The sequence below is a fragment of the Desulfallas sp. Bu1-1 genome (assembly GCF_015594625.1).
GTDB lineage: Bacteria > Bacillota > Desulfotomaculia > Desulfotomaculales > Desulfallaceae > JADNRQ01.
In genome coordinates this window covers 66,998-90,571 of the sequence record NZ_JADNRQ010000011.1, presented here as the reverse complement: position 1 = coordinate 90,571, position 23,574 = coordinate 66,998, and the positions used below count along the sequence as shown (strand labels likewise).

The 23,574-nt window shown below is 54.8% G+C and carries 30 protein-coding genes; 4 read left to right on the top strand and 26 right to left on the bottom strand.

The window, feature by feature from the left end:
* Position 1: 1 nt before the first annotated feature.
* The 20 genes from IT084_RS11560 to ylxM form a co-directional block, all read right to left on the bottom strand.
* Complete coding sequence (locus IT084_RS11560) at positions 2-1,522, bottom strand: NuoM family protein (RefSeq protein ID WP_195713024.1); 1,521 nt, start codon at positions 1,520-1,522, stop codon at positions 2-4.
* Complete coding sequence (gene nuoL, locus IT084_RS11555) at positions 1,523-3,457, bottom strand: NADH-quinone oxidoreductase subunit L (protein WP_195713023.1); 1,935 nt, start codon at positions 3,455-3,457, stop codon at positions 1,523-1,525.
* Positions 3,458-3,490: 33 nt separating this feature from the next.
* Positions 3,491-3,805 carry an NADH-quinone oxidoreductase subunit NuoK gene (gene nuoK / locus IT084_RS11550; RefSeq protein WP_207744544.1) on the bottom strand — a complete coding sequence of 105 codons (315 nt, stop codon included), beginning with the start codon at positions 3,803-3,805 and terminating at the stop codon, positions 3,491-3,493.
* A complete protein-coding gene (locus IT084_RS11545) occupies positions 3,792-4,322 on the bottom strand; it encodes an NADH-quinone oxidoreductase subunit J (RefSeq protein WP_195713022.1) in 531 nt (176 codons plus the stop codon). The genes nuoK and IT084_RS11545 overlap by 14 nt, the downstream gene beginning before the upstream one ends.
* 3 nt (positions 4,323-4,325) lie before the next feature.
* Positions 4,326-4,853 (bottom strand): NADH-quinone oxidoreductase subunit I, encoded by a 528-nt coding sequence (locus tag IT084_RS11540; protein WP_195713021.1) that lies wholly within the window; start codon positions 4,851-4,853, stop codon positions 4,326-4,328.
* 4 nt (positions 4,854-4,857) lie between these two features.
* Positions 4,858-5,910, bottom strand: a complete 1,053-nt coding sequence (gene nuoH, locus IT084_RS11535; protein WP_195713020.1) for an NADH-quinone oxidoreductase subunit NuoH — start codon at positions 5,908-5,910, stop codon at positions 4,858-4,860.
* Positions 5,911-5,939: 29 nt separating this feature from the next.
* Positions 5,940-7,043: an NADH-quinone oxidoreductase subunit D gene (locus IT084_RS11530; protein ID WP_195713019.1), complete on the bottom strand. Its 1,104-nt coding sequence runs from the start codon at positions 7,041-7,043 to the stop codon at positions 5,940-5,942.
* Between the two features lie 31 nt (positions 7,044-7,074).
* Positions 7,075-7,518, bottom strand: coding sequence for an NADH-quinone oxidoreductase subunit C (locus IT084_RS11525; protein WP_195713018.1), 444 nt, complete (start codon positions 7,516-7,518; stop codon positions 7,075-7,077).
* Position 7,519: 1 nt separating this feature from the next.
* The gene (locus tag IT084_RS11520) at positions 7,520-8,017 is read right to left on the bottom strand and encodes an NADH-quinone oxidoreductase subunit B (RefSeq protein WP_243276930.1); all 498 of its coding nucleotides are present in this window, start codon (positions 8,015-8,017) and stop codon (positions 7,520-7,522) included.
* A gap of 83 nt (positions 8,018-8,100) precedes the next feature.
* Positions 8,101-8,454 (bottom strand): NADH-quinone oxidoreductase subunit A, encoded by a 354-nt coding sequence (locus IT084_RS11515; RefSeq protein ID WP_195713016.1) that lies wholly within the window; start codon positions 8,452-8,454, stop codon positions 8,101-8,103.
* 160 nt (positions 8,455-8,614) lie between these two features.
* Positions 8,615-9,484 (bottom strand): ribonuclease HII, encoded by an 870-nt coding sequence (locus IT084_RS11510; RefSeq protein ID WP_243276924.1) that lies wholly within the window; start codon positions 9,482-9,484, stop codon positions 8,615-8,617.
* Positions 9,485-9,522: 38 nt separating this feature from the next.
* Positions 9,523-10,371, bottom strand: coding sequence for a ribosome biogenesis GTPase YlqF (ylqF, locus tag IT084_RS11505; RefSeq protein WP_195713015.1), 849 nt, complete (start codon positions 10,369-10,371; stop codon positions 9,523-9,525).
* A gap of 60 nt (positions 10,372-10,431) precedes the next feature.
* Positions 10,432-10,980, bottom strand: coding sequence for a signal peptidase I (lepB, locus tag IT084_RS11500; RefSeq protein WP_195713014.1), 549 nt, complete (start codon positions 10,978-10,980; stop codon positions 10,432-10,434).
* Between the two features lie 67 nt (positions 10,981-11,047).
* Entirely contained in the window at positions 11,048-11,389 is a 342-nt protein-coding gene (rplS, locus tag IT084_RS11495) for a 50S ribosomal protein L19 (protein ID WP_195713013.1), read from the bottom strand.
* Between the two features lie 328 nt (positions 11,390-11,717).
* Positions 11,718-12,470 carry a tRNA (guanosine(37)-N1)-methyltransferase TrmD gene (trmD, locus tag IT084_RS11490; RefSeq protein WP_195713012.1) on the bottom strand — a complete coding sequence of 251 codons (753 nt, stop codon included), beginning with the start codon at positions 12,468-12,470 and terminating at the stop codon, positions 11,718-11,720.
* A 3-nt stretch (positions 12,471-12,473) separates the two neighbouring features.
* Positions 12,474-12,995, bottom strand: a complete 522-nt coding sequence (gene rimM / locus IT084_RS11485; protein ID WP_195713011.1) for a ribosome maturation factor RimM — start codon at positions 12,993-12,995, stop codon at positions 12,474-12,476.
* 103 nt (positions 12,996-13,098) lie between these two features.
* A complete protein-coding gene (locus IT084_RS11480; protein WP_195713010.1) occupies positions 13,099-13,326 on the bottom strand; it encodes a KH domain-containing protein in 228 nt (75 codons plus the stop codon).
* A gap of 17 nt (positions 13,327-13,343) precedes the next feature.
* Positions 13,344-13,613: a 30S ribosomal protein S16 gene (gene rpsP / locus IT084_RS11475; protein WP_195713009.1), complete on the bottom strand. Its 270-nt coding sequence runs from the start codon at positions 13,611-13,613 to the stop codon at positions 13,344-13,346.
* A 102-nt stretch (positions 13,614-13,715) separates the two neighbouring features.
* A complete protein-coding gene (gene ffh / locus IT084_RS11470; protein ID WP_195713008.1) occupies positions 13,716-15,083 on the bottom strand; it encodes a signal recognition particle protein in 1,368 nt (455 codons plus the stop codon).
* 4 nt (positions 15,084-15,087) lie between these two features.
* Positions 15,088-15,435 carry a YlxM family DNA-binding protein gene (gene ylxM, locus IT084_RS11465; RefSeq protein ID WP_195713007.1) on the bottom strand — a complete coding sequence of 116 codons (348 nt, stop codon included), beginning with the start codon at positions 15,433-15,435 and terminating at the stop codon, positions 15,088-15,090.
* A gap of 175 nt (positions 15,436-15,610) precedes the next feature.
* Here ylxM and IT084_RS11460 point away from each other — a divergent pair, with 175 nt between their 5' ends.
* Both IT084_RS11460 and IT084_RS11455 read left to right on the top strand, forming a co-directional pair.
* Entirely contained in the window at positions 15,611-17,026 is a 1,416-nt protein-coding gene (locus IT084_RS11460; protein ID WP_243276923.1) for an aspartate aminotransferase family protein, read from the top strand.
* A gap of 83 nt (positions 17,027-17,109) precedes the next feature.
* Complete coding sequence (locus tag IT084_RS11455) at positions 17,110-17,376, top strand: FmdB family zinc ribbon protein (RefSeq protein ID WP_195713005.1); 267 nt, start codon at positions 17,110-17,112, stop codon at positions 17,374-17,376.
* Positions 17,377-17,531: 155 nt separating this feature from the next.
* Here the strand turns inward: IT084_RS11455 and IT084_RS11450 are convergent, their stop codons facing one another.
* Complete coding sequence (locus tag IT084_RS11450) at positions 17,532-18,539, bottom strand: aldo/keto reductase (protein WP_195713004.1); 1,008 nt, start codon at positions 18,537-18,539, stop codon at positions 17,532-17,534.
* A 177-nt stretch (positions 18,540-18,716) separates the two neighbouring features.
* Here IT084_RS11450 and IT084_RS11445 point away from each other — a divergent pair, with 177 nt between their 5' ends.
* Positions 18,717-18,941, top strand: a complete 225-nt coding sequence (locus tag IT084_RS11445; RefSeq protein WP_195713003.1) for a hypothetical protein — start codon at positions 18,717-18,719, stop codon at positions 18,939-18,941.
* Positions 18,942-19,004: 63 nt separating this feature from the next.
* Here IT084_RS11445 and IT084_RS11440 read toward each other — a convergent pair whose 3' ends face one another.
* Together IT084_RS11440 and IT084_RS11435 are read right to left on the bottom strand one after the other, a co-directional pair.
* On the bottom strand, positions 19,005-19,187 hold the full coding sequence (locus IT084_RS11440; protein WP_243276922.1) for a DUF6364 family protein: 183 nt from the start codon (positions 19,185-19,187) through the stop codon (positions 19,005-19,007).
* A 72-nt stretch (positions 19,188-19,259) separates the two neighbouring features.
* Entirely contained in the window at positions 19,260-19,637 is a 378-nt protein-coding gene (locus IT084_RS11435; protein WP_195713002.1) for a hypothetical protein, read from the bottom strand.
* A gap of 130 nt (positions 19,638-19,767) precedes the next feature.
* On the opposite strand from IT084_RS11435, the gene IT084_RS11430 reads away from it, so the two are divergent.
* The gene (locus IT084_RS11430) at positions 19,768-20,586 is read left to right on the top strand and encodes a copper amine oxidase N-terminal domain-containing protein (protein ID WP_195713001.1); all 819 of its coding nucleotides are present in this window, start codon (positions 19,768-19,770) and stop codon (positions 20,584-20,586) included.
* Positions 20,587-20,644: 58 nt separating this feature from the next.
* Here IT084_RS11430 and IT084_RS11425 read toward each other — a convergent pair whose 3' ends face one another.
* The 3 genes from IT084_RS11425 to IT084_RS11415 all read right to left on the bottom strand — a co-directional run bounded on the left by IT084_RS11425 (position 20,645) and on the right by IT084_RS11415 (position 23,565).
* Entirely contained in the window at positions 20,645-21,160 is a 516-nt protein-coding gene (locus IT084_RS11425; RefSeq protein ID WP_195713000.1) for a type 1 glutamine amidotransferase domain-containing protein, read from the bottom strand.
* Entirely contained in the window at positions 21,153-22,475 is a 1,323-nt protein-coding gene (locus IT084_RS11420; protein WP_195712999.1) for an amidohydrolase, read from the bottom strand. Before IT084_RS11420 ends, IT084_RS11425 begins: the two co-directional genes overlap by 8 nt.
* Positions 22,476-22,869: 394 nt before the next feature.
* Positions 22,870-23,565, bottom strand: coding sequence for a class II aldolase/adducin family protein (locus IT084_RS11415; RefSeq protein ID WP_195712998.1), 696 nt, complete (start codon positions 23,563-23,565; stop codon positions 22,870-22,872).
* Positions 23,566-23,574 lie beyond the last annotated feature (9 nt).

The window sequence follows — 23,574 nt, the reverse complement described above, 5'->3', positions numbered from 1 at the left end:
TTTAAAACTTCCCCCCTATCTGAAGCACGTCGCTAATCGCCGCATGGAGGGGCACGACGCCGCTGTTAATCATATCGAACAACAGGGAGGGGAGGAATCCCCCGACCACCAGCACGGTGCCAAGCACCACCAGGGGCACCAGTTCCGGTCCCTTGATATCCTCCAGGTGGACGTATTCCGGACGCGGCGGCCCGAACAGGGTATTGGCGCCGGCACGCAGCACGTACAGGGCCGTGATGATGATACCCGCGATACCGATGACGGCCAGGCCACCGTACACCTGGAAGGAACCGACAAAAATCGTGAACTCCGGAATAAAACTCACCAGACCGGGCAGGCCCAGTGAGGCCATGGCCGCCAGCATGAATCCCACGGCCAGCCGCGGCGTTTGCCGGGCCAAACCACCCATATCCGGGATCCAGCGTGTATGGGTCTTTTCATAAATAAACCCGATCATGGAGAAGAACAGAGCCGCCATCACGCCGTGGGCAAACATGTTGGCCACCGCGCCGTTGAGGCCGATGACGTTAAGGCAGGCCACGGCCAGGATGACGTAACCCATGTGGCTCACACTGGAGTACCCGACAACGTATTTCAGGTCCTTCTGAGCCAGTGCGCCCATGGCGGCATAAGCCACGCCGATAACACCCAGCACGGCCATATACGGAGCCCAAAAAGCGGCGCCCACGGGCAGCATGTAAACCGCTATCTTCACCAGACCATAGCCGCCGATTTTTTTCAACACGCCGGCGTGAATCATACTGACGGCGGTGGGAGCGCCGGCGTAACCGTCGGGCGACCAGGAGTGGAACGGCCACATGGAAATCAGTGAACCAAAACCCAATAGCATCAAGGCAAACAGCCAGATTTGATCAAACCGGGACAACTGCTGCGCAACTTGCGCGAGGCCGGTAAAGCTCATGTCCGGCGCCCCGGCCAGGGCGGTGGTCTTGACGAACAGCGCGATGACGCCCACCAGCAGGAAGGCGCTTCCGATCAGCAGGTAGATCGTCAGCTTCATACCGGCGTACTCCTTGGTCACCCGCTTGGAACTGCCCCAGATGATCACCAGAATGTAAATGGGGATAACCACCACTTCATAGAACAGCAGGAAGATAAACAAGTCGTGGGCGATAAACGTGCCCATAACCCCGGCGATCAGCAACATCAGCAGGATGAAGAATTCCCTGGGCCGGTTGGTGATATTCCAGGAGGCGAATACCGCCGAAAAACCGATCAGATTGGTCAACAGCAGCATGGGCAGGCTGATGCCGTCCGCCGCCAGGAAAAAGGTGACGCCCAGGTCCTTGATCCAGGGAATATCATGTCCGAATACGAACTGGAGCCCGCCGATTTCCTGGTTATAGGTGAAATAGGCAACCAGGCTCAGGGCCATGGAAACGAAAGTGCCGGCGGCGGCGATGCTCTTGATGAGCATGTGCTCTTCCTTGGGCACGAATACCAGGATCAAGGCCGCAAATACCGGAGCCAGCAAAATGGTTAACAGGATTGGAAATTCCATTTATTTAACACCTCCCAGAACCAGGCTGGCTGCGGACGGGCCGGTGAATGCCATCAATACGGCCACGGCCAGCACGCCCAGGAAGAAAATCAACACATAGTTTTGGATCCGGCCGGATTGGAATACCCGCAACCCGTCGCCGGATAGCCTGGCAAACGCTCCAATGCCGTTGACGATACCGTCCACCACGTAAATGTCGAACAGGTAGAACAACCTGGCTGTGCCGTCCACAAGCGCGTGGTTGAACCACAGGTACAGCTCGTCAATATAGTACTTGTTGTAAAGCATCCGGTAAACCGGGCCGAACCACTCGGCCATTTTCCGGGCCCGCTTCTTCTTGGCGTCTTTCAAGTACAGCATGTAGGCCAGGTAGATACCGGCGGCGGCCAGCACGATGGAAAGCAGCATGGCGCCGTAGTTGACCGGACCGTGGTGGGGATGTCCGAACTTAATCCATTCGCCCCAGATATTGTACCAGGGAGTACCCAGCCAGCCCGCACCGATGGCGCCCACCGACAAAACCACGAGCGGCAGGGTCATGGTCCAGGGCGATTCATGCGGGTGGTTGGCGGGGTTTTCCTCGCCGAAGAAAGCCAGGAAAATCATCCGCCACATGTAAAAGGCGGTAAGAAACGCGGTAAACGCGGCCATGGCAAAGAGCACATAGTGCCCGCCGTTAAGCGCGGCCACCAGAATTTCGTCCTTGCTCCAAAAGCCCGCAAAAGGCGGAATACCGGCGATGGCCAGCCCACCGATGACGAATGTCCAGGTGGTGATGGGCATTTTCTTGTATAATCCACCCATTTCCCAAACGTCGGCCTTGTGGTGCAGGGCATGCAGCACGCTACCGGCGCCAAGAAACATCAGGGCCTTGAAGAAGGCGTGCGTCCACAGGTGGAACATACTGGCGGTCAAACTTCCCACGCCCAGGGCAAGCATCATGTAGCCCAGCTGGCTTACGGTGGAATAAGCCAGAATCCGCTTGATTTCCCGCTGGGTAATGGCAATGGTCGCGGCAAACAGCGCGGTGAACCCGCCGGTGACAGCCACCAGCTGCATGGCCGACGGCACCTCGTGGAACAGGAACATGGTACGGCCCACCAGGTAAACGCCCGCGACAACCATGGTAGCGGCGTGAATCAGCGCGCTGACCGGAGTGGGGCCTTCCATGGCGTCGGGCAACCACACGTGCAGCGGAAACTGACCGGATTTACCGATCGGTCCGATAAACACCAGCACGGCAATCAACGTCAGCATGCCGAAAGTTGTATATTCTTCAAAGTGCTCTATCTTTTCGGCAAGCTCGGTCAAATTCAGCGTGCCAAAAACGATCTGCAGGGCCAACAGGCCCAGCAACAGGCCGAAGTCGGCGATCCGGCAGGTGACGAAGGCCTTTTTGGCCGCCTCCCGGGCCGATATCTTATGCGTAAAGAACCCGATCAGCAGGTATGAGCAAAGCCCCACCAGTTCCCAGGCCACGAACATCTGCAGCAGGTTGCTGGAGATGACCAGCAGGAGCATGGAAGCGCCGAACAGGGACAGGTAAGAGAAGAAAACCGAATAACCCGGGTCCCCTTCCATGTAACCGATCGAGTACAGGAAAATAAACGTCGCGATAAACGAAACCATGAACAGCATCATGGCCGAGACGGGGTCAAGCTGCACTCCTACGTCAACCCGCAAATCCGGCATCCCCGGCAGACCCAGGGAGAACCAGCGTGTTGCATAAACCAGTGGTTTTTCGATATATTCATGATTGGTGAAAATCCCGTACGCCGCCAGGGTGGCGAAGAAACACGCCACCGCCATGGACCCTACCGCCACGATGGCACTCAACTTCCGAAACGGGCGGGTCAGGAACACTATGATCACAAAGGCAAGGGCGGGAAGGAGCGGCACCAACCATGCATGCTGCATTGCAAATTCAACAAGCATTATCTAAAAGCACCTACCTTCACTTTTGAAATCCTACCATTTCAGCCAGTCGAAATCATCAAGATTTACAGACAGCCTGTTGCGGTAGATGGCTATGATGATGGCCAATCCTACCCCCACTTCGGCGGCAGCCACAGTAATCACAAAAATGGAGAAAATTTGTCCGATGAAGTCGGTCGGGGTTACATACTTACTGAAGGCCACCAGGTTGATGTTTACCGCGTTGAGCATCAGTTCGATACAGATCAAAACCGCCACGGCATTACGCTTGGTAAGCACCCCGAACAGGCCGATACTGAAGAGGAGGGCAGAAAGCACCACGTAGTGGGTCAGACTAATCGCCGGCATTGGCCTTCACCTCCTCGTCCCTGGCTATGACAATGGCTCCGATGAGCGCCACCAGCAAAAGCAACGCGGCCACTTCAAAGGGGATCACGTACTTGCTGAGTAGAAGCTCCCCGATAAACTGCACTGTGCCCGCGGGCACTTCTTGCGCCGCCACCAGCTCGGTCCAGGCGGTGCGCCCGGCAAACACGGCGCACATGGCCACTACCAGGGCCACCAGGCCGCCCCCGGCAAAAATCTGCCTGTTGAACTGGTTGGTTGCCTTCATATCCGCCCGTTGAATCAGCATGATACCGAATACCACCATGATACAAACCGCGCCGGCGTATACCAGCACCTGCACGGCGGCGAGGAAATCGGCATCCAGCAGCAGGAACAGGCCGCCCATGGCGATAAAGGTAACCGCCAGGAATAAAACCGAGTGCACTATGTTACGCGCAAAAACCACCAGGGTGGCATTGCCCAGGATGGTTATCGCCAAACCGTAAAAAGCGATTACACTGTAAATACTGGTCTCCATTTGCTACTCACCCTCCTTACCGGGAACCTTGCCGGCGGCAACCTCGGAATTCGCGGCGGGCTCAGCAGGCTTTTCAGCCTTGGCTTGCGGCTTGGCCTTTGGCCTGGCTTCAGCTTTCGCCGCCGGTTGTTCCTCTTCCTCCGGCTCCGCAGGCGCCTCCCGTTTAACCAGCACTAGAGGGATGTCCCTGTAAAAATATTGATTCATATTGAAATCCTTGCTGTAGTGCAAAGCGTCTTTGTTGCAGGATTCCACACAAAGACCGCAAAACAGGCAGTATTGGATATTCATTATATAACCGGTCATATATTGTTTTTTGCCGACTTTTTGTTTTTCTATTGTAATAACCTTGTTGGGGCAAGCATTGGCACACAACCCGCAGGCGATGCATTTGTCCACATCAAGGACAAACTTCCCGTGAAACCGCTCGGGCACAGGGTGTTGTTCCTCCGGGTATTGTACGGTGAACTTCTTGGCCCAAAATTCCTTCCAGGTAATTTGCAGCCCTTTGATCAAACCTTGTCCAAACATGCAATCACCACCCTATCGCCTGGTAAATTTTCATCCCTATACCGGTTATAAAGATGTTGGCCAGGGCAAGGGGTACCAGTACCTTCCAGCTAAATCCCATGAGCTGGTCCACCCTGATCCGGGGATAGGTCCAGCGCAACTGCATGACCACGAAGATCAGGGCATACATCTTGAGGAAGAACCACACCCAGGACGGGATGAAATCCAGACCGAAGGGCGCATGCCAGCCGCCGAGGAACATGATGGTGGCCATGGCGCAAATGACCATGATGTTCGCGTACTCGGCCAGGAAGAACATGGCAAATGCCATCCCACCGTATTCGGTGTATGGTCCGGCAATAATTTCGGATTCCCCTTCCACCAGGTCAAAGGGACAACGGTTGGTTTCCGCCACAGCGGCGGTAAAGTAAATCAGGAAAGCAATGGGTTGGGTAAAGATAAACCAGGTGTGTTCCTGCGCGGCAATGATGTCGGACATTTTCAGGCTGCCCGCGATCATAATCACGCCAAGGAGGCCCAACACCAGCGGCAACTCGTAACTCACCATCTGGGCCACCACGCGCATGCTGCCGATCAGGGAATACTTACTGTTGGAGGCCCAGCCGCCCATCCAGAAAAACAGCGTGGACAGCGAGGCAATGGCCAGCAGGTAGAATACTCCGATATTCATATCGATGGCCGCCATATTTTTACCAAAGGGAATCACGGCGAAGACCATTAACGTCGGCACGAAAATCAGCACGGGAGCAAGTAAAAACACAACTTTATCGGCTTTCCCCGGGATGACGATCTCCTTGCTGATTAATTTTCCGATATCCGCCGTGGTTTGCAACAGCCCCTTGGGACCGACCCTGTTGGGGCCAATACGGGCCTGCATGTAGGCGGCAACCTTGCGCTCCATGTATACCAGCCACAGAGCGTTGATTAAAATAAATACGAGGATAGCCACAAGCTTGACCAGCATCACGATGGCTTCGTTTATTTCCACGGGTGTACCCAGGCCACCGAGAAGGGATCTAAGCCAATCGGCTATACCTACAAATAAATTTTCCAACATGCCTCTTCTCCCCTATGATCCCGTATTTGCTAACAATCCACTTCACCAAGCACAATATCGATGCTGCCCAGAATAGCAACAACGTCTGCGATAAGATAACCGCGAAGCATTTCGTCCAGGTAACCCAGGTTAATGAACGACGGCCTCCGCACATGCACGCGGTAAGGTTTATTGCTGCCGTCGCTGACGACGTAGTACCCGATAATCCCCTTGGCGCTTTCAATTTCATGGTAAACGTCGCTTTTGGGGGGCTTGAGCACCTTGGGCACCTTGGCGATAACCGGGCCATCAACTTCTTTAATCTGCTCGATGGCCTGCTGGATGATCCTTACCGACTGCTGCATTTCCCGCACCCGGCAGTAAAAACGGTCAAAACAATCGCCGTTTTCGCCCAGGGGCACCTCGAAGTCAAAACGGTCGTAAATGCCGTAGGGTCTGACCTTGCGCAGGTCGTAGTTCACCCCGCTGGCCCGCAGCACGGGACCGCTCAGGCTGTAATTAATGGCCGTCTCGGGAGTGAGCTGGCCTACAAACTTGGTCCGGGCTTGAAATATCTCGTTGCCGGTAATCAACCCGTTGTACTCGTCAATATAACCCGGCATGTCGTCCATCAGTTTCTTGACCTTGTCCAGCCACCCTTCCGGCGCATCGTCCGCCACGCCGCCGATCCGGGCATAGCTCAGGGTCATCCTTGAACCGGTCAGCTCTTCCAGCAGGTCCATCACTCTCTCCCGTTCGCGGAAGCAAAGGAGGAAACCGGTAAAACCGCCGATATCCAGCGCGTATACGCCGGTAGCCAGCAAGTGGCTGGCCAGACGGGAAAGCTCGCCGGAGATTATCCTGAGATACTCGGCCCGTTCCGGCACTTCTATACCCATCAGCTTTTCCACGGCCTGGACATATCCCAGGTTCTGCAGCATAGCCGCCAGGTAGTCCATCCTGTCGGTATAAGGAATCACCTGGGTATAGGTGCGGGACTCGGCCAGTTTTTCAATACCCCGGTGCAGGTAACCGCAAACCGGTTCGGCCTTGACGATTCTTTCACCATCCAGAGTGAGAATGATCTGAAAGACACCGTGGGTACTGGGGTGTTGTGGACCGAAGTTTAGAAAATATTCTTGCGTCCTTAACATTTGCTACACCTCTTATAATCCCTTAAGTGGGTTACTCCCTGCCGCCTTCCCACTGGAAGTCCTTGCGCAGCGGGTGTCCTTCAAACTTATCGTCGAGCAAAATGCGCTTCAGGTTGGGATGGCCGGTAAATACAATTCCCATCAGGTCATAAACTTCCCGCTCCTGCCAGTTGGCGCCGCCCCAGATGGGAAACACCGACGGCAGCACGGGGTTTTCCCTGTCCACACCGGTCCTGACCATCAACCCGTAGGCTTTAGTCGTGGAGGTAAGGTTATATACCACCTCAAACTTGTTCTCTTCCGGGTAGTCTACCGCCGTCAGGTTGGTCAGGAAATCCAGCTCGTATTCGTCTTTCAACGCCTGCATGAATTCCAGCAGTTTACCGGCGGGGACGTTAACGGCTTTTTGTTCGTCAACTTCAATGTAACCGAATTTTTGCTTAATCTCCTCCACCGGTGCGATTTTTTCTTTCATCTTAGCCCGTCACCACCTTGCGTTTGTCAAGGATCCGCTCCCGTTTATCCAGGATCTTATCCTTCAACATGAGAAATGCTTCCAGCACCGCGTCGGGCCTGGGGGGACAACCGGGCACGTAAACATCTACGGGCACCAGCTTGTTGGCGCCGGGCACCACGTGGTAGGAATCAACAAACGGCCCGCCGGAAATGGCGCAGCTGCCCACGGCTATACACCATTTTGGTTCCGACATTTGTTCCCACAAACGGACCACGAAGGGGGCCGCCTTTTTGGTTATCGTACCGGCCACCACCATCACATCGGCCTGGCGGGGAGTCCCGCGCATAACCTCGTAACCGAAACGAGAAAGGTCATAACGCGGTCCGTTGGCCCCCATCAGGGCCTCAATGGCGCAGCACGCCAGCCCGAAACCCAGCGGCCAGATGGAATGCGCCCTGGCAAGATTCAGTATTTTTTCCACCGGCGCCAGGTAAACCAGCCTTTTTAGCTCGTACATTGTGTGGTAATCGGGATTATCCCCGAAATACTCGGGGGCCCAGATATCCTTTTTCACTGCTTCAATTTGTGTTTTCCCCTTGCTTACTTCCATTCCAACGCACCTTCCTTCCAGGCGTACCACAAGCCAACAACCAAAATAAAGATAAATATGATCATCTCAATAAACGCAAATAATCCCAGGCTCTGGAATTTCACCGCCCAGGGATAGAGATAGATGGTTTCCACGTCGAATATTACAAATAATAATGCGTAAAGAAAATAACTGGTCCTGAACTGTACCCATGTGGGGCCTACAGTCGGCAACCCGCACTCGTACTCCTCCAGCTTGACCGGGTTGTTCCGCCTGGGTTGAATAATAAATGCGGTTACAATACCACCCGCCCCGAAGATAATTGCTACCACAAGGAATATAAATACACCCGCCCAGTCCGACACTTTTCCTCCCCCCTTTCCCGTTGAAATTCACAACAAACATTTAAACAAATTCTTTCTATATAATCAACCGGGGAGTAACGAACACATATTGTGAATTTCGTAACTCCCTGGCACACGAGCATTTATTTTACTGGCGCATAAACGGTTTAACCGCAGTTTTTCAGCCTTGATTCTCCGTACTACTGTAACGCCCGTCGATCAACTGTCTGACGGGCGTAAATCCGCGCCGGTGAACGGGACACGGCCCGAACACCGAAAGTGCCGCCAGGTGAGAGGCGGTTCCATAACCTTTATGGCGATCAAAACCGTATTCTGGATACAGGATGTGTAAAATATCCATCAAGCAGTCCCTGGTCACCTTGGCCACCACCGAAGCCGCCGCAATTGAGGGGCATAACCCGTCTCCCCCCACCACGGCCTTCTGGTCAACATCCAGTTCGGGCAGGGTAAACCTGCCGTCTACCAATAAAAGGTCGGGCTTCAACGTTAAATTTCCAACCGCACGCAGCATGGCCAGCATGGAGGCGTGGTGGATATTGTATTTTTCTATCTCATCCACCGTGGCCATGCCCACGGCCCAGTCCAGGGCTGTTTTTTTAATCCCGGCAGCCAGTGTTACACGCGTGGCCGGTGTTAATTTTTTGGAGTCGTCGAGCCCCTCCAGCGAAAATTCCGCAGGCAGAATCACTGTCGCCGCCACCACCGGACCAGCCAGCGGCCCCCGCCCCGCCTCATCCACACCGGCAACCAAACGGTGCCCGGGTTCTTTGAGGCCGGACTCGTATTCCCGCATTTCTTCCCGGCGCCGCCGGAGATCGTCCAGTTTTTGTCGCGCCGCCATGTAACGACGACACATCGCCCTTACCGCAGACCTCGGGTCTTTGGCCATAGCCGCCAGCAATTCCTGCTTGGGCCCGCCTTCTTGATCCAACAGTTCTCTTATTCCGGACACGGTCAGGGAACTTATATCCACGGCGACAACTCCGACACAAAAGCTAAACTTATATTTTTTTTCGAGATTGACAATCAAATCCCTGCCCGCCGTAAAATATTTTTAGGGTTTTTTACTTACTGATAAGGTAAATCGAGGGTGAAATGCCCCAATCTACCCTCTCTGAATTCCTTAATCACAAAAACGGACGTCTTGTAGTGATCAACTTTGCCCCCGGATACATAAAAACCCCTTCCGGCCCCGATGGCATCGATTATATCAAGCTCGCTTCCCACCGGGCCGTCCAGCTTGTAACGTTCGGTCAGGGCGCCGGGCGCTTCTGCCAGCAACCAGCGCACCAGTTTCAAGCATACTTCCTCGGGGTCATAAATTTGTTCCTTGATAGCCCCCGTCACCGCAAGCTTGAAGCCCACTTGCGGATCATCGAACTTCGGCCAGAGAATACCCGGCGTGTCCAGCAGCTCCAGCCCGCCGCCCAGCTTGATCCACTGCTCTCCCCTGGTAACCCCCGGCTGGTTGCCCGTGCGGGCTGATTTTTTTCCCGCCAGGCGGTTGATCAACATGGATTTGCCCACGTTGGGGATCCCCACCACCATACAGCGGGCGGGGCGCGCGCGCCTGCCCCTGTCCATGTATTTTCTTATCGCCGGGCGGGCCTGTTCGCCGGCCAGCTTTACCATCTGTTTAACCCCCGTGCCGCGCTGGGCGTCCACAGCCACCGCCGGAAAACCGCCGCGTGCAAAAAAATCCAACCAGGTGGCGGTTTTTTCGGGGTCCGCCAGGTCGGCCTTATTTAATACCACAACCCTGGGTTTGTCCCGCAAAATCCGGTCGATGTCGGGGTTGCGGCTGCTGGCGGGAATCCTGGCGTCCAGCAATTCAATGGCGACATCAACGAGCTTGAGGTTTTTTTCAATTTGCCTGCGGGCCCTGGTCATGTGACCAGGGTACCACTGGATGTCCATATTCTCACCGGCCCGTATATTAAATAGACTATTCAATCCGCCCGTACTTATGAGTTAAATTCATAATAACCTGATCCGGTTCAAAGGCCAGTAGATCAACACCGCCTTGCCGACGATGTTCTCCCCGGGCAGCATCCCCCAGACCCGGCTGTCGTCGCTGTTGTTGCGGTTGTCGCCCATCATGAAATAGCTGCCGGGCGGCACTTCCACCGGCCCGTAATCGGCAAACCGCAGGCCGGCGGGCAAATAATCCTCCGGTACCTGCCGGCCGTTGATGTACAGGCGGCTGTTGCGGATGGACACGGTCTCACCGCCGGTACCGATGGCCCGTTTCACGAAGTTCCGGCTGGGGTCCAGGGGAAACTTGAAGACAATAATGTCGCCCCGCTTCGGCTCCGTGAAATGATATGTAAATTTGCTGACCATAATGCGGTCTCCAACCTGCAGGGTGGGTTCCATTGACCCGGAAGGAATAACAAAGGGCTGGAACACAAACATCCTGATCAACACCGCCAGCAGCACGGCTATGGCGACCGATTCCAAAATTTCCACCACCGCCGGCTTGTTCTTTCTTTTACCTTGTTCAAGTTTTTGATCCAGTTGATCCATTTACATCCCCTCAAGATTATAAATCCAACATGATAATTAAAAGGGACTGTCTGCGCAGTCCCTAATTTTAATGAATGTCTTTAATGCGAGCGGCTTTGCCGCGCAGGTTGCGCAGGTAATAAAGCCTGGCCCTGCGTACGCGACCGCGTCTAACAAGCTCAATTTTATCAATACGCGGCGAGTGCAGGGGGAAAGTTCTTTCCACTCCCACTCCGTAGGATACCCTGCGCACGGTGAATGTTTCACCCAGCCCGCCGCCACGGCGCCTGATCACTACACCCTCGAAAACCTGAATCCGCTCCCGGTTACCTTCAACGACCTTGACGTGTACCCTCACTGTATCGCCGGGGCGAAAATCAGGAATATTTTCCTTGTATTGCCCCTGTTCAACGGCTCGAATCAAATCCACTTATGTACCCTCCTTCCCCCGGGGCGTTCATGCCCCACCCGTGCGGGACAGCGGACCGCCCGTAATCAACAAGAAAAATTATACCATATTCACAGTTGCGGCGCAACTTATACCTCAACATCCTCTATGATCAGTGCCAGGCTTATCGCCGGCCGCGTTTGCCAAATATTCATCGTGCCGCTCCGCAAGGTCGCCAATCCCGGACCAGAATTTTGGGTTCTTATCATAACCCACGCCCCGTTCAACATGCTATCATGCTTACAACAATCTTATCTTTATAGCAACCCCGTTGTCAATAAAAGCTAAGTTGTTTATGCAATTCCCATGGCTAAACCAGTGCCCCCCGGATCAATTCCGCAATTTCCTTTAGTATCTCCCGGTCTTCACCGGTGAGGACTTCCGGACGCAGCAAGTCGGGTCGCCGTTCCAGCGTTTTGAGCAACGACTGGCGGCGGCGCCAGCGCCTGATTTTTTCGTGGTGCCCGCTGAGGAGGATTTCGGGCACGGACAGGCCTTCGAATTCGTACGGCCTGGTGAACTGCGGGTATTCCAGCAGGCCGTGGTAAAAGGAGTCATCCTCGGCCGACGCGCTTTCGCCCAGCACCCCGGGGATCATCCTGGCCACCGCGTCCACCACCACCATGGCCGGCAGTTCGCCGCCGGTGAGCACGTAATCGCCGATGGACAGTTCATCCGTCACCGCCAGTTCCCGCACCCGCTCGTCGATCCCTTCGTAATGGCCGCAGATGATCACCAGGTGTTCCTCCCCGGCTAGGTCCCGGGCCCAGTTCTGGTCAAAAGTAAGCCCGGTGGGACACATCAGCACCACCCGGGACAGCGCGCCGCCCCTTGCCCGGCGCACGTGCTCCAGCGCCCGCAGGATGGGCGGCGCCTGCATCACCATCCCCGCCCCGCCGCCGTAAGGTGTATCGTCCACGGTATTGTGCTTGTTGCCGGAAAAAGCTCGAATGTCGGTCAGGTTTATTTCCAACAGCCCCTTGTTCCGGGCCCGCTTGATAATACTGCTGTCAAACGGCCCGGCAAACATTTCGGGGAATAATGTAAGAATATCGATAATCATAGTTTATTCCTCCAGACCCTCCGGCAATTCCACAATCATTTTCCCGTGCTCCATATCCACACCGCGCACCACCTTTTTCAGGGCGGGCACCAGCAGCGGGCGCGGGGACGCTCCTTCCACGACATAAACGTCGTTGGCGCCGGTCTGCAGCACGTCCTGAACACGGCCTAAAAACCGGCCCTCCACGGTAAACACTTCCAGGCCGATAATGTCGAAAATATAATAAGTGTCCTCCGGCAGCGGCACCAATTCTTCCCTTGTCACCATGAGCAGCGCGTCTTTTAATGCTTCCGCGGCGTTCATGTCATCTACGCCCGTAAATTTAACAATCACAAACTTTTTGTGGAAATAAACCTTTTCAATGGCATGCTGTTCCAGCCGGCATCTTTTTTCAAGGTAAACCCTTTCCATCCGCGTGAAACGCTCGGGATAGTCGGTCAGCGGCAAAACCCGCACCTCGCCCCTGTGACCATGGGTATTAACAACTTTACCAACGGCAATCAATTGCCCGGCGTCACCCGCCATCCCCCCACCTCCCGGAGAGAAGGATATAAATATATTCTATAAGTTTAAAAGAGGGCTATACGCCCCCTTTAGAGATTATACCTATGAATTCACGGGCGGCCGGCTAAATAATTTCCACTGTAACCTTTTTACGCTCTTTGGTGGCCGCCGCTTTTACCACGGTGCGAATGGCCCTGGCAATCCGGCCCTGCTTGCCGATTACTTTGCCCATATCATCCGGGGCGACTCGCAACTCGATTACACAGGACTTTTCCTTTTCAATCATATCCACGGTGACCATTTCAGGATGGTCGACGAGGGCTTTGGCCAATACTTCCACCAGTTCCTTCATGGGTTAACCTCCTCAATTTACTGGCCCTCGCTGGCAATTTTCTTGGGTGTGATACCGGCCTTGCTAAAGAGAGCTTTCGCCGTATCGGTCAATTGCGCACCCCTGCGCAACCATTCCGCGGCCTTAGCCTCGTCAATCTTGATCACTGCGGGGTCCTTCAGCGGGTCATAATAGCCGATTTCTTCAATGAACCGGCCATCCCTGGGGGAACGGGAGTCGGCAACCACGATCCGGTAAAAGGGATTTTTCTTGGCCCCCATTCGCTTCAGCCTGATTTTTACTGCCATGTTGTTCACCTCCTTTGCGGGCTGTAGTAGGGACCGCATCCAGCGATTCACTCGCACCGGAAAACCACCGGAGCGCCCTGCCACAAGCTTTGTGGTGCGATGTTAAAAAGGCGAACCTTTCTTGCCCAAGCCAAACAGGTTTTTGCCCATCTTGCCCTTTTTAATGTTCTTTTCCATGTCCATGAGCTGGCGCATCATCTTTTTGGTTTGCTCGAACTGTTTCAGCAGGCGGTTGACATCCTGCACCGTGGTTCCGCTGCCCCGGGCGATGCGCTTGCGCCTGTTGCCTTTAATTTCGTGTGGGTTTTCCCTTTCCCAGGGGGTCATCGAATTAATGATGGCTTCCACGTAGACCAGTTCCTTTTCATCGATCTCCAGGTCTTTTAATTTCTTCAGGTTGCCCAGGCCTGGAATCATGCTCAGGATTTGGTCCAGCGGGCCGATTTTTTTGACTTGGTTGATCTGCTGCACAAAATCGTTCAGGGTAAACTCCGCGCTCCTGATCCGTTTGCTTAATTTTTCCACCTGTTCGGCGTCAAAACTGGCCTGGGCCTTTTCGATCAGGGTGAGCATATCACCCATCCCCAGGATGCGGCTGGCCATCCGCTCCGGGTGAAACGCTTCCAGGGCGTCCAGCTTTTCGCCCATGCCCACGAATTTAACCGGGCAGCCGGTAACCGCCTTCACCGACAGCGCCGCCCCGCCGCGGGTATCCCCGTCCAGCTTGGTCAGGACAACCCCGGTCAGCGACAGCATTTCGTTGAAGGTTTTGGCGACGTTAACGGCGTCCTGGCCGGTCATGGCGTCAACCACCAGCAGGATTTCGTTGGGCTTGACGGCGGCGGCGATTTTTTGCAACTCGCCCATTAATTCTTCGTCAATGTGCAACCGGCCGGCGGTATCGATGATGACCAGGTCATTACCTTCGCGCCGGGCCTTATCCACCGCGGCCCGGGCGATGTCGGGCGGCGCCACGCTGTCCCCCATGCTGAACACGGGGATGTTCAGCTGACCGCCCAGCACCTGCAATTGCTTGATGGCGGCGGGCCGGTAGATGTCGGCGGCCACCAGTATGGGGCGCCGGCCCTGCTTGCGCAGCAGGTTGGCCAGCTTGGCCGTGGTGGTCGTCTTGCCCGCACCGTGCAGCCCCACCATCATAATCACCGTCGGCGGCGACGGGGCCAGTTCGATTTTACTCTGGGTCCCGCCCATCAGGGCCGTCAATTCGTCGTGGACGATCTTGATCACCTGCTGGGCCGGGGTCAGGCTCTGCAGTACATCGGAACCCACGGCCCGGTCCCTGATCCGGGCTATGAAGTCCTTGACCACCATGAAATTGACGTCCGCGGCGATAAGGGCCCGGCGCACCTCTTTCAGCGCCTGGTCAACATCCTCCTCGGTCAGCCGCCCCTTCCCCCGCAATTTTTTAAATGTTTCCTGGAGCCGTTCGGTGAGACCGGAAAAAATCATATTTTTACCCCCTGTCCATTTCCAGCACTTCCTGCAATATTTCCCTGGCCCGTACCACCTGCCGGGGCGGGGAATCGGTACACTCGTCCAGCAGCCTGGCCGCCTCGGCCAGCTTGTTGCGCTGGGTCAAAAATTTATCAACCAGGCGCAGTTTATCCTCGTAATTTTTGAGCATATTTTCGGTGCGCTTCAGGGTATCGTGCACCGCCTGGCGGCTGACGCCGAAATTCTCGGCAATTTCACCGAGAGAGTAATCGTTTCCATAATATAACTCAATGAATTTTTGTTGTCGTTCCGTCAGCAGTTGGCCGTAAAAATCGTACATCAGCGTGATCATGGTTACTTTATCCATAAAGTAAACCTCGCTTGCGTATAAAGCAAAATTACTTTACAGATAGATTTTACTTAATGGCCCCTTTCCTGTCAAGTAATCCCGCCTGTTGACTTCTAAAAATTGACAAGTAACACGGATAATGATACATTTAATTTGTGCACAAAAATTTGCACAGTCATGGGGGGATAATATTTTGAGCAAAAACAGCGAAGTATCCGTGTTGTCAACGGAATTGCTTGTAACTCTGGACAACGCCCTGGCCCTGACCAGGGATGAAGTAAGGACTCTGCATAAAAATTACGGCAACGCCAGCCTGGTAACCCTGATGAGCATGCTGAATTTCGACCGGCAATTCGTGCGGGCGGAAGGAACCAGGGTGTGGGACAGCGAAGGGAATGAATACCTTGATTTTCTGGGCGGCTACGGTTCGTTGAACGTCGGGCATAACAACCCGCATGTGATCAGAGCCCTGGAACGTGTAAAAAATTTGCCCAACATTATCCAGGCCAACATCCCGACCATTGCGGCGGCCCTGCTGCACAACCTGGCCCAAATTACCCCGGGCAAGCTGAAAAGGTCGTTTTTGTGCAACAGCGGCGCCGAAGCCGTGGAAGGAGCTCTGAAGCTGGCCCGGGCCGCCACGGGAAGGAAAACGTTCATCTATTGCCGGAACTCGTTCCACGGGAAGTCTTTCGGCGCCCTGTCCGTGACCGGCCGGGAAAAGTACCGGAATTCTTTTGAACCGCTGCTACCCGAATGTGTCGAAGTCCCGTTCGGCGATGCGGGTGCGCTGAAACGCGCCCTGCGGGAGCACGAAGCCGCGGCCTTCATTGTGGAACCCATCCAGGGCGAGGGCGGCATCAACGTGCCGCCCGCCGGTTACCTGGTCGAAGCCGCCCGGGCGTGCCGGGAAGCCAAAACACTGTTTATCGCGGATGAAATCCAAACCGGCCTGGGACGCACCGGGGCCATGTTCGCCTGCCAGCACGAAAACGTGGAGCCGGACATCATGTGTCTGGCGAAGTCTCTCGGTGGAGGAATCATGCCCATCGGCGCGTTCATCACCACCGATGACATCTGGCACAAGGCCTACGGCAGCGTGGAGAAGGCCACCCTGCACACCTCGACGTTCGGCGGCAACACCTGGGCCGCAGCTGCGGGCATTGCAGCGCTGGAAGTATTGCTTAAAGAAAACCTTCCCGCCGCTGCAGCGGAAAAGGGCGCTTATTTCATGGCGCAGCTTAAGGAACTGAAGCGGAAATACCCCCTGATCCAGGACGTGCGGGGACGCGGCCTGCTCACCGGCATCGAGTTCGCCCAGCCGGGCGGCCTGGCCAACATGGCCACCATGGGGCTGGCCTCGAAGCTTTCCACCGAATACCTGGGCAGCATGGTGGCCGGGGAATTGCTCAATCGCCACCGTATTATCACGGCCTACACCCTGAACAACCCCAATGTGATCAGGCTGGAGCCGCCCCTGACCGTCGGCAAGGAGGAACTGGATTACGTGCTGAACGCCCTGGAAGATGTGCTTAAACGCAACAAGGGATTTTTCAGTTTCGCCGCCACCAGCGCCAAGACTGTTTTAAAAAGCATCCGGGGTAAGTAAGCGGCAGGATTTTTACCCCGGAAAGCGAATAAATATAACCCGGAAATTGAGCAACCATCATCATAAATAGGAGGGACTTAATCATGCCAATTTTCGAGTACAAGTGCAAATGCGGCAAAATTTTCGAAATGCTGCACCTACCGGGCAAAGAAATTGGCCGGGTTAATTGCCCGGAGTGCGGTGGGACGGAAGTATCCAAAATGATTTCCAAGCCTTTTCTGCCAAGCTCGGTGGGAGCACCTGCGGATTTAAGCGGCAACGCCTCCTGCTGCTGCGGCAAGCCCGAAAGCGAAGGATGCACCCCGGGTTCATGTTGCGGGGAAACCGGGGAATCTTCTCTCCCAAATTAAGCCGGGCGACCAGGCTTGTCTGATTTATTCTTATCCTGTTGGACGCCCGGTTGAGTTCGACCTGCAAATATTTATGGCCCGTACCCTCACACGGGTATGGGCCTGTTGTTTTACCGCGTTACAAATTGCTCTGCATTAATTCCCGCTCCCTGTATTTAATCCAACCTTGCGGCGGCGTCGGCCAGCATCCGGCGTATGGACAGGCCATACGGGCATTTTTCCTCGCACTGGCCGCATTCCAGGCACGAGCCGGCCTTGACCGGCAAACCCCGGTAGCGTTCCCTGGCCCAGTCCTGGAGACCATATCTCGTATAATACCCGTCAAGCAAAAATACCGTCGGAATATCTATCCCCTGTGGACAGGGCAAGCAGTACTCGCACCTCCTGCAAAACGCATTGCCCAGGCTGCCGGCTTCCTCCTCCAGTTCCTTCCTTTCATCGCCCGACAGGGGATGCTGGTCTTCTCCCACGAGGGCATTCTGTTTTATCTGTTGCAGTGAATCCATACCGGGAATTACTGTTGTTACCGGGTATTCCAGGATAAAGCGGAGTGCCGCGCCGGCGTTTTTCAAGGCCCCCCCGGCAAGCGGCTTCATAATGATGATCCCGGCTTCAAGATTGTTGGCCAGTTCGAATAACTCCCCGGCGCCGCTTGTCTCCACCGCGTTGAAAGGAAATTGTACGGTTTCCATCTGTCCCGTTTTTAGCGCCTCGATCAAAACGCCTTTTATGTGTCCGGTTATCCCAATATGCTTGACCACCCCGTCCTTTTTTGCCTCCACCAGGGCGGCAAGGGCTCCGTTGGGGCTCAATACCTGCTCCAGTGCCGCTTCGTCCTTGACGTTATGCAGCTGGTAAAGATCGATATAATCAACCCCGAGCGTTTCCAGGCTGGTTTGAATATCAGCGGCCATGCTCTCCCTGGTCCTGGCCATGGATTTTGTGGCAATAATCGCTTCTTTTCTCCTTTTTTTCAGGGCTGCTCCGATTTTGGCTTCGCTGTCGGTGTAACCCCTTGCCGTGTCAAAAAAATTTATTCCCAGGTCCAGAGCCGTGTTGATGATAGAACCGGCCATCTCCTCGGAAATACGCTGGATGGGAATACCGCCGAATCCGATAACTGAAACTTTTAAACCTGTTCTGCCAAGTATTCTATATTTCATTACTGCGCCTCCTGAAAAATTGTGTGTGAATACTTATATATAATAATATCATAATCAGCAAGCGTGCCGTCAACGTTATACTCAACAAACCTACACCCTGCAGGTAGATTTTTAATGTTATTAAACCATGCCCCGGAGAAAAACTAAAAGTAAATTGCCTGCAAGGAGGTGTAGTTTATGCCCAGGGCTGAAGAATTGCGCTCCGCCGGAGCGGAAGATCTGAGAAGAACAGCCGCTGAAAAATTAAGGACTTTTGATGCCGGAGACATGCGGGACGTAACGGCGGAAGAGCTGGAAGAGTTGTGTGAAGCACCGGGAGACAAGGGATGTGCGGACCAGTTGAGGTCAGCGGTCCAAAACGGCCAATTGTTGAAGAGTACGGATTTTTTAAAGGAGTCCTGAATTAACGCCTGGCTAAAAGTAAAACACCTGCGGGAACGCAAAAGCGTGCGATACAAAGAATTGTTACTTTATGCAAAGGTTATCTTGACGAGACCGTGCTGTTTTATACTTGTCTTCCCTGGCGACAATTTGTTCCAAGTGGCTGGCCAATAAGCCGGATACAGAAGTATTTCTTTCAATTGCAATATGCTTTATTTTTTTTAATATTTCCTTGGTAATGGAAAGTGTTATATTTTGGTAATCCAACTTTTACACCTCCACTTAATTAAGTGTAAAACGAAAATGCGTGCAATTCAATAATTAATATTCTCTTATTATTCAGGTGACACCCTCGTCCAGGGCGCTGTCGAACTCATCCAGCACGTAAAAAGGCGGCTTTTGTTCAATATCGCCCAGCAGGGCCAGGGCGAAAAGCAGGGATGTGGCGGCCCGCTCGCCGCCGGAAATACCCTCGCCCACCATCCTGCCCGTTTCCGGGCTGATACGCTCGGGACGGTGCCCGATCCGGGTGGACACGTGCAGTTCCCAGCGGTACGAGGGATTGCGGTCATCCTCCCCGGGTGGAACCGACTCTATCCTGCCCACCATGCCCAGCCGTTCCATGAACCGGCCGAAACGCTCGTTGGCCCGGCGCCAGCGCATGTACACCGCCTTATTGTACCGGTCCCGCTCGCGGGCGTTCAACCGCATGGTCACATCTTCCTCCCGCTCGCGCAGGGTCCTTATTTCTTACGGGTAATTGATTATTTATTGTAAATGTTGTAAAATATTCCCATGTAATTAGTAAGCCCTAACGTATTGTGATTTCAAGAGGTGTCTAATTTATATGAAAAATGCATTAATCGTTATTATACTTTGCATTACCTGTCTAGCCATGGTTTCTCCCGGGACGGCCCCGGCATCCAGGTACGAAGCAAGTACGGGCAACCCGGATAGCTGCCTGGAGACACCGGAACTATTCATCGACGGTGAAAACGTTACCGGGCAGGTAAAAATGATCTTGAAAAACGGTCACGGTTTTGTCCCCCTCCGGGCAGTGGCGGAAAAGCTGGGCATTCACGTGGATTGGGACCCGAACAGCCGGGCAATTATTCTCAGCAAAGACGGCGTAATCATCCATTTAAGCGTGGCTTCACCCCGGGCAAGTGTCGACGGGGTTAAGCGAAAACTGGACGCCGCCCCGTTTGTCCGGGACGGTATTACTTATATTCCCGTCCAGTTAATCCCGGAAATCCCTGGCTGCCGGGCGATCTGGGTAGAAAAGGCCAACGCAATGGCTGTCTTTTCCACGCCCCCGGTTCAAACGTCAGCCGCCGCTGAAAATGAAATGGCAGAAATACTTAAGGGATATTTTAATACGGATATTCATCAATTACCAAAGAATTTGGATCAAATACGCGCCATTTATGCGGGATACATCCACCCCGTAGGTTTGGACTCTTTCGCCGAAAACCTGTTTCAAGCCGTTACCACACCTACCAGTTGGGGCGCCACGGAATACGTTGAAAGCAGGCTGATCGCCCAAACCCCTGATTCTGCAGTGGTCTATTGCAAAGTTAAGATTACCGATTGCGAAAATGAAGGTTACCTGCACGGGTTATGGGGTTTCAAAAAGTATCATGGAAAATGGATGATGATATGGTAGGAGGCCGGAAAAGCCCCCGTTGGCCATACCCGCCATGCCGGGGGCTTTAATTTACTGGTTAAACTAGCCCCATTTTTTCCAGGACGGCCTTGCAGAAGGCCGGCAAATCGCCGGGCATGCGGGAGGTGACAAGGTTTCCGTCCACAACCACTTCCCGGTCGAGGTATTCGGCGCCGGCGTTGATTAAATCGTCCTTGATGGCAAAAAACGAGGTTACCTGCTTGCCTTTAACGATCCCCGCCGAGGCCAGCATCCAGCCGCCGTGACAGATGGCCGCCACCACCCCGCCCCGGTTGTAAACTTCACGCACCAGGTTGACCATGGCCGGGTCGCGGCGCATGAAATCCGGCGCGAACCCGCCGGGGATGATCACCGCGTCGAACCGGGCCGGGTCCGCGTTAACCGCGGATATCGTTTCTTCCGCGGGCAGCCCCACCTTGCTGGGATAGCTTTTCTTCCTGCCGGTGCCAACCACCGTCACCTCGCAGCCCGCCTCGATCATGCGGTAATAAGGATAAATAAATTCGTACTCGTTATACATCTCCTCGATCAAAATAGCCACCTGTTTAGCCATTTTTCACAGCCTCCCTTCTACTTACCAGACCTTCCGCAGCACTCTGGGCTTCCTCCAGCACGGCGTCTTCATCCAGCGTCAGGATGCGGCGGTCTTCCATGACCACCCTGCCGTCGATGATTACCGTGTGCACGTCCGCCGACGACGCGGCGTACGCCACGTGGGCGTAAAGATCAAACACCGGGTACAGGTGCGGCCTGCGCGTGTCCAGCAGGATGATATCGGCCTGCATACCCGGCTTGATGCGCCCCACCTTGTCCCCGAGCCCCAAGACCCGCGCCCCTTCGACGGTGGCCATACGCAGGGCCTCGTAGGCGGGCAGGGCGGCGGCGTCGCCGATGGATACCTTTTGCAGCAGCGCCGCGGCCCGCATTTCCTCCAGCAGGTCCAGGTTGTTGTTGCTGGCCGCGCCGTCGGTGCCCAGGCCCACGATCGCCCCCGCTTCCAGCAGCCGGGTCACCGGCGCCACCCCGCTGGCCAGTTTCATGTTGCTCTGGGGATTGTGAGCGATGCCTACACGGCGCCGCGCGAGAATTTCAATGTCCCGGTCGTCCAGGTGCACACAGTGGGCCGCCAGCACGGGCAATTCAAATAACCCGGTTTCCTCCATCAGGACAACGGGGGATTTCCCATACTGTTCTTTGATTTGCTTGATTTCGTCGGCAGTTTCGGCCAGGTGAATGTGGATGCCCACACCCAGCTCTTCCGCCGCCGCCATCACGCGTTTCAAATATTCCGGCGGGCAGGTGTAGGGAGCATGCGGGCCAAACTGCGCCGTAATCCTGCCGCCGGCGCCGCCGTGCCAGCGCCGCACAAATTCCCGGCTTTCCCGCATGGCCGATTCGGCGTTGGGTCCAAAGCCGATCATCCCCCGGCTCAGCACCGCCCGCATGCCGGATTCATCCACCGCCCGGGCCACCTGGTCCATTTCAAAATACATGTCGGCAAAGGTGGTGGTGCCGCCGCGGATCATCTCGGCGCAGGACAGCAGCGTGCCCCGGTAGATATCACCGGGTGTCAGGTGTTCTTCCAGAGGCCAGATTTTTTCCTTCAACCACTGCATCAGGGGCATGTCGTCGGCATACCCCCTGAGTAAAGTCATAGCAGCGTGAGTGTGGCAGTTAACCAGCCCGGGCATGGCAACCATCCGGGGATAATCCAGCACCCGGTCTGGAGAAAAACCTTCCGGCGTCGAGCCTGCCGGCCCCACGTGAAAAATCCGGCTCCCCTCAACCGCTATTTCTCCATTGCGGATGATATCCCCCTTGCCGTCCATGGTGAGCACGGCCATACATTTAATCAATAAATTCGCCATCTCCAAACCTCCTCTAGGGGTCAGGCCTTTCCTAACTGTAATAACTGTATTATTCAAATTTTTAAATAAACCCTTTCAAAAAAACCCACCCTAATCTCGCCGGTCAAGCTTGATTAAGGCTGGCATTTTCCCTTATTACCTTTGATTTCGCTGCAAAAACCGGTACTTGTATCTGGCGCTCCGGCGGTTTCTTTCGCTCGTTTCACAATTTTACTCTTGAGGACAGTAAAGCTTGTAGTTAACGCTTGTAACTCACTGCCTAACTACTTCTTCACGCCCTAAGGGGTCATGACTCTTGGGATATGACGGGCTAGGGACCGCATCCAGTGCTCCACTCACTCCAGAAATCCGCCGGATCGCCTGCCGCTGTGGTGTTTTTGCAGTTAAATCACCTTTATATTTTTCCGATGCCCGGCGCCCGGTGTTCAGCGTCTTTTTTGGGCTGACCGTATGAAGTCAGAAACGCATCCCTGAGCGCCGCAACCTCATCCGGTGGGATGATATTGACCCGCCCCAGCAATGACGCCCACGTATAAACCCGGGCGGATTTTTCCACCACCATGCATACCTGAAACGCCTCTTCCACCGTGCGCCCCAGGCCGACCAGCCCGTGGTTGGCCAGCAGCACCGCGTTGCTGTCGCCCAGCGCCTCCACCACCGCGACGGCCAGGTTGGCTGTGCCGGCCCGGGCGTACCGGGCCACGGGAACCTCGCCGCCCACAAGCTGTACCATGTCCTCCAGGATGGGCGGCAGCGGTTTTCCAGCCACCGCCAGGGCGCCTGCATAATCGCTATGGGTGTGCATAATCGCCCCCACATCCGCCCGGGCGTTATATATGGCCAGGTGCATCTTTAATTCCGTGGATGGCCTTCGTTCCCCGTCAATCACCCGCCCCCCGCCGTCCACCACCACCAAATCCATTATCCTGCACACATCGTAAGGAATACCGCTGGGGGTGATCACATACAGGTTTTCGCCGGGCACCCGCGCGGAAATATTGCCCCAGGTGCCCGTAACCAGCCCGGCGCAGGCCATTTTCGAACCCATTTTCAGCACCTGTTCCTTGGTTTTTTCCACTGCCACCGACATGTTGTTCCC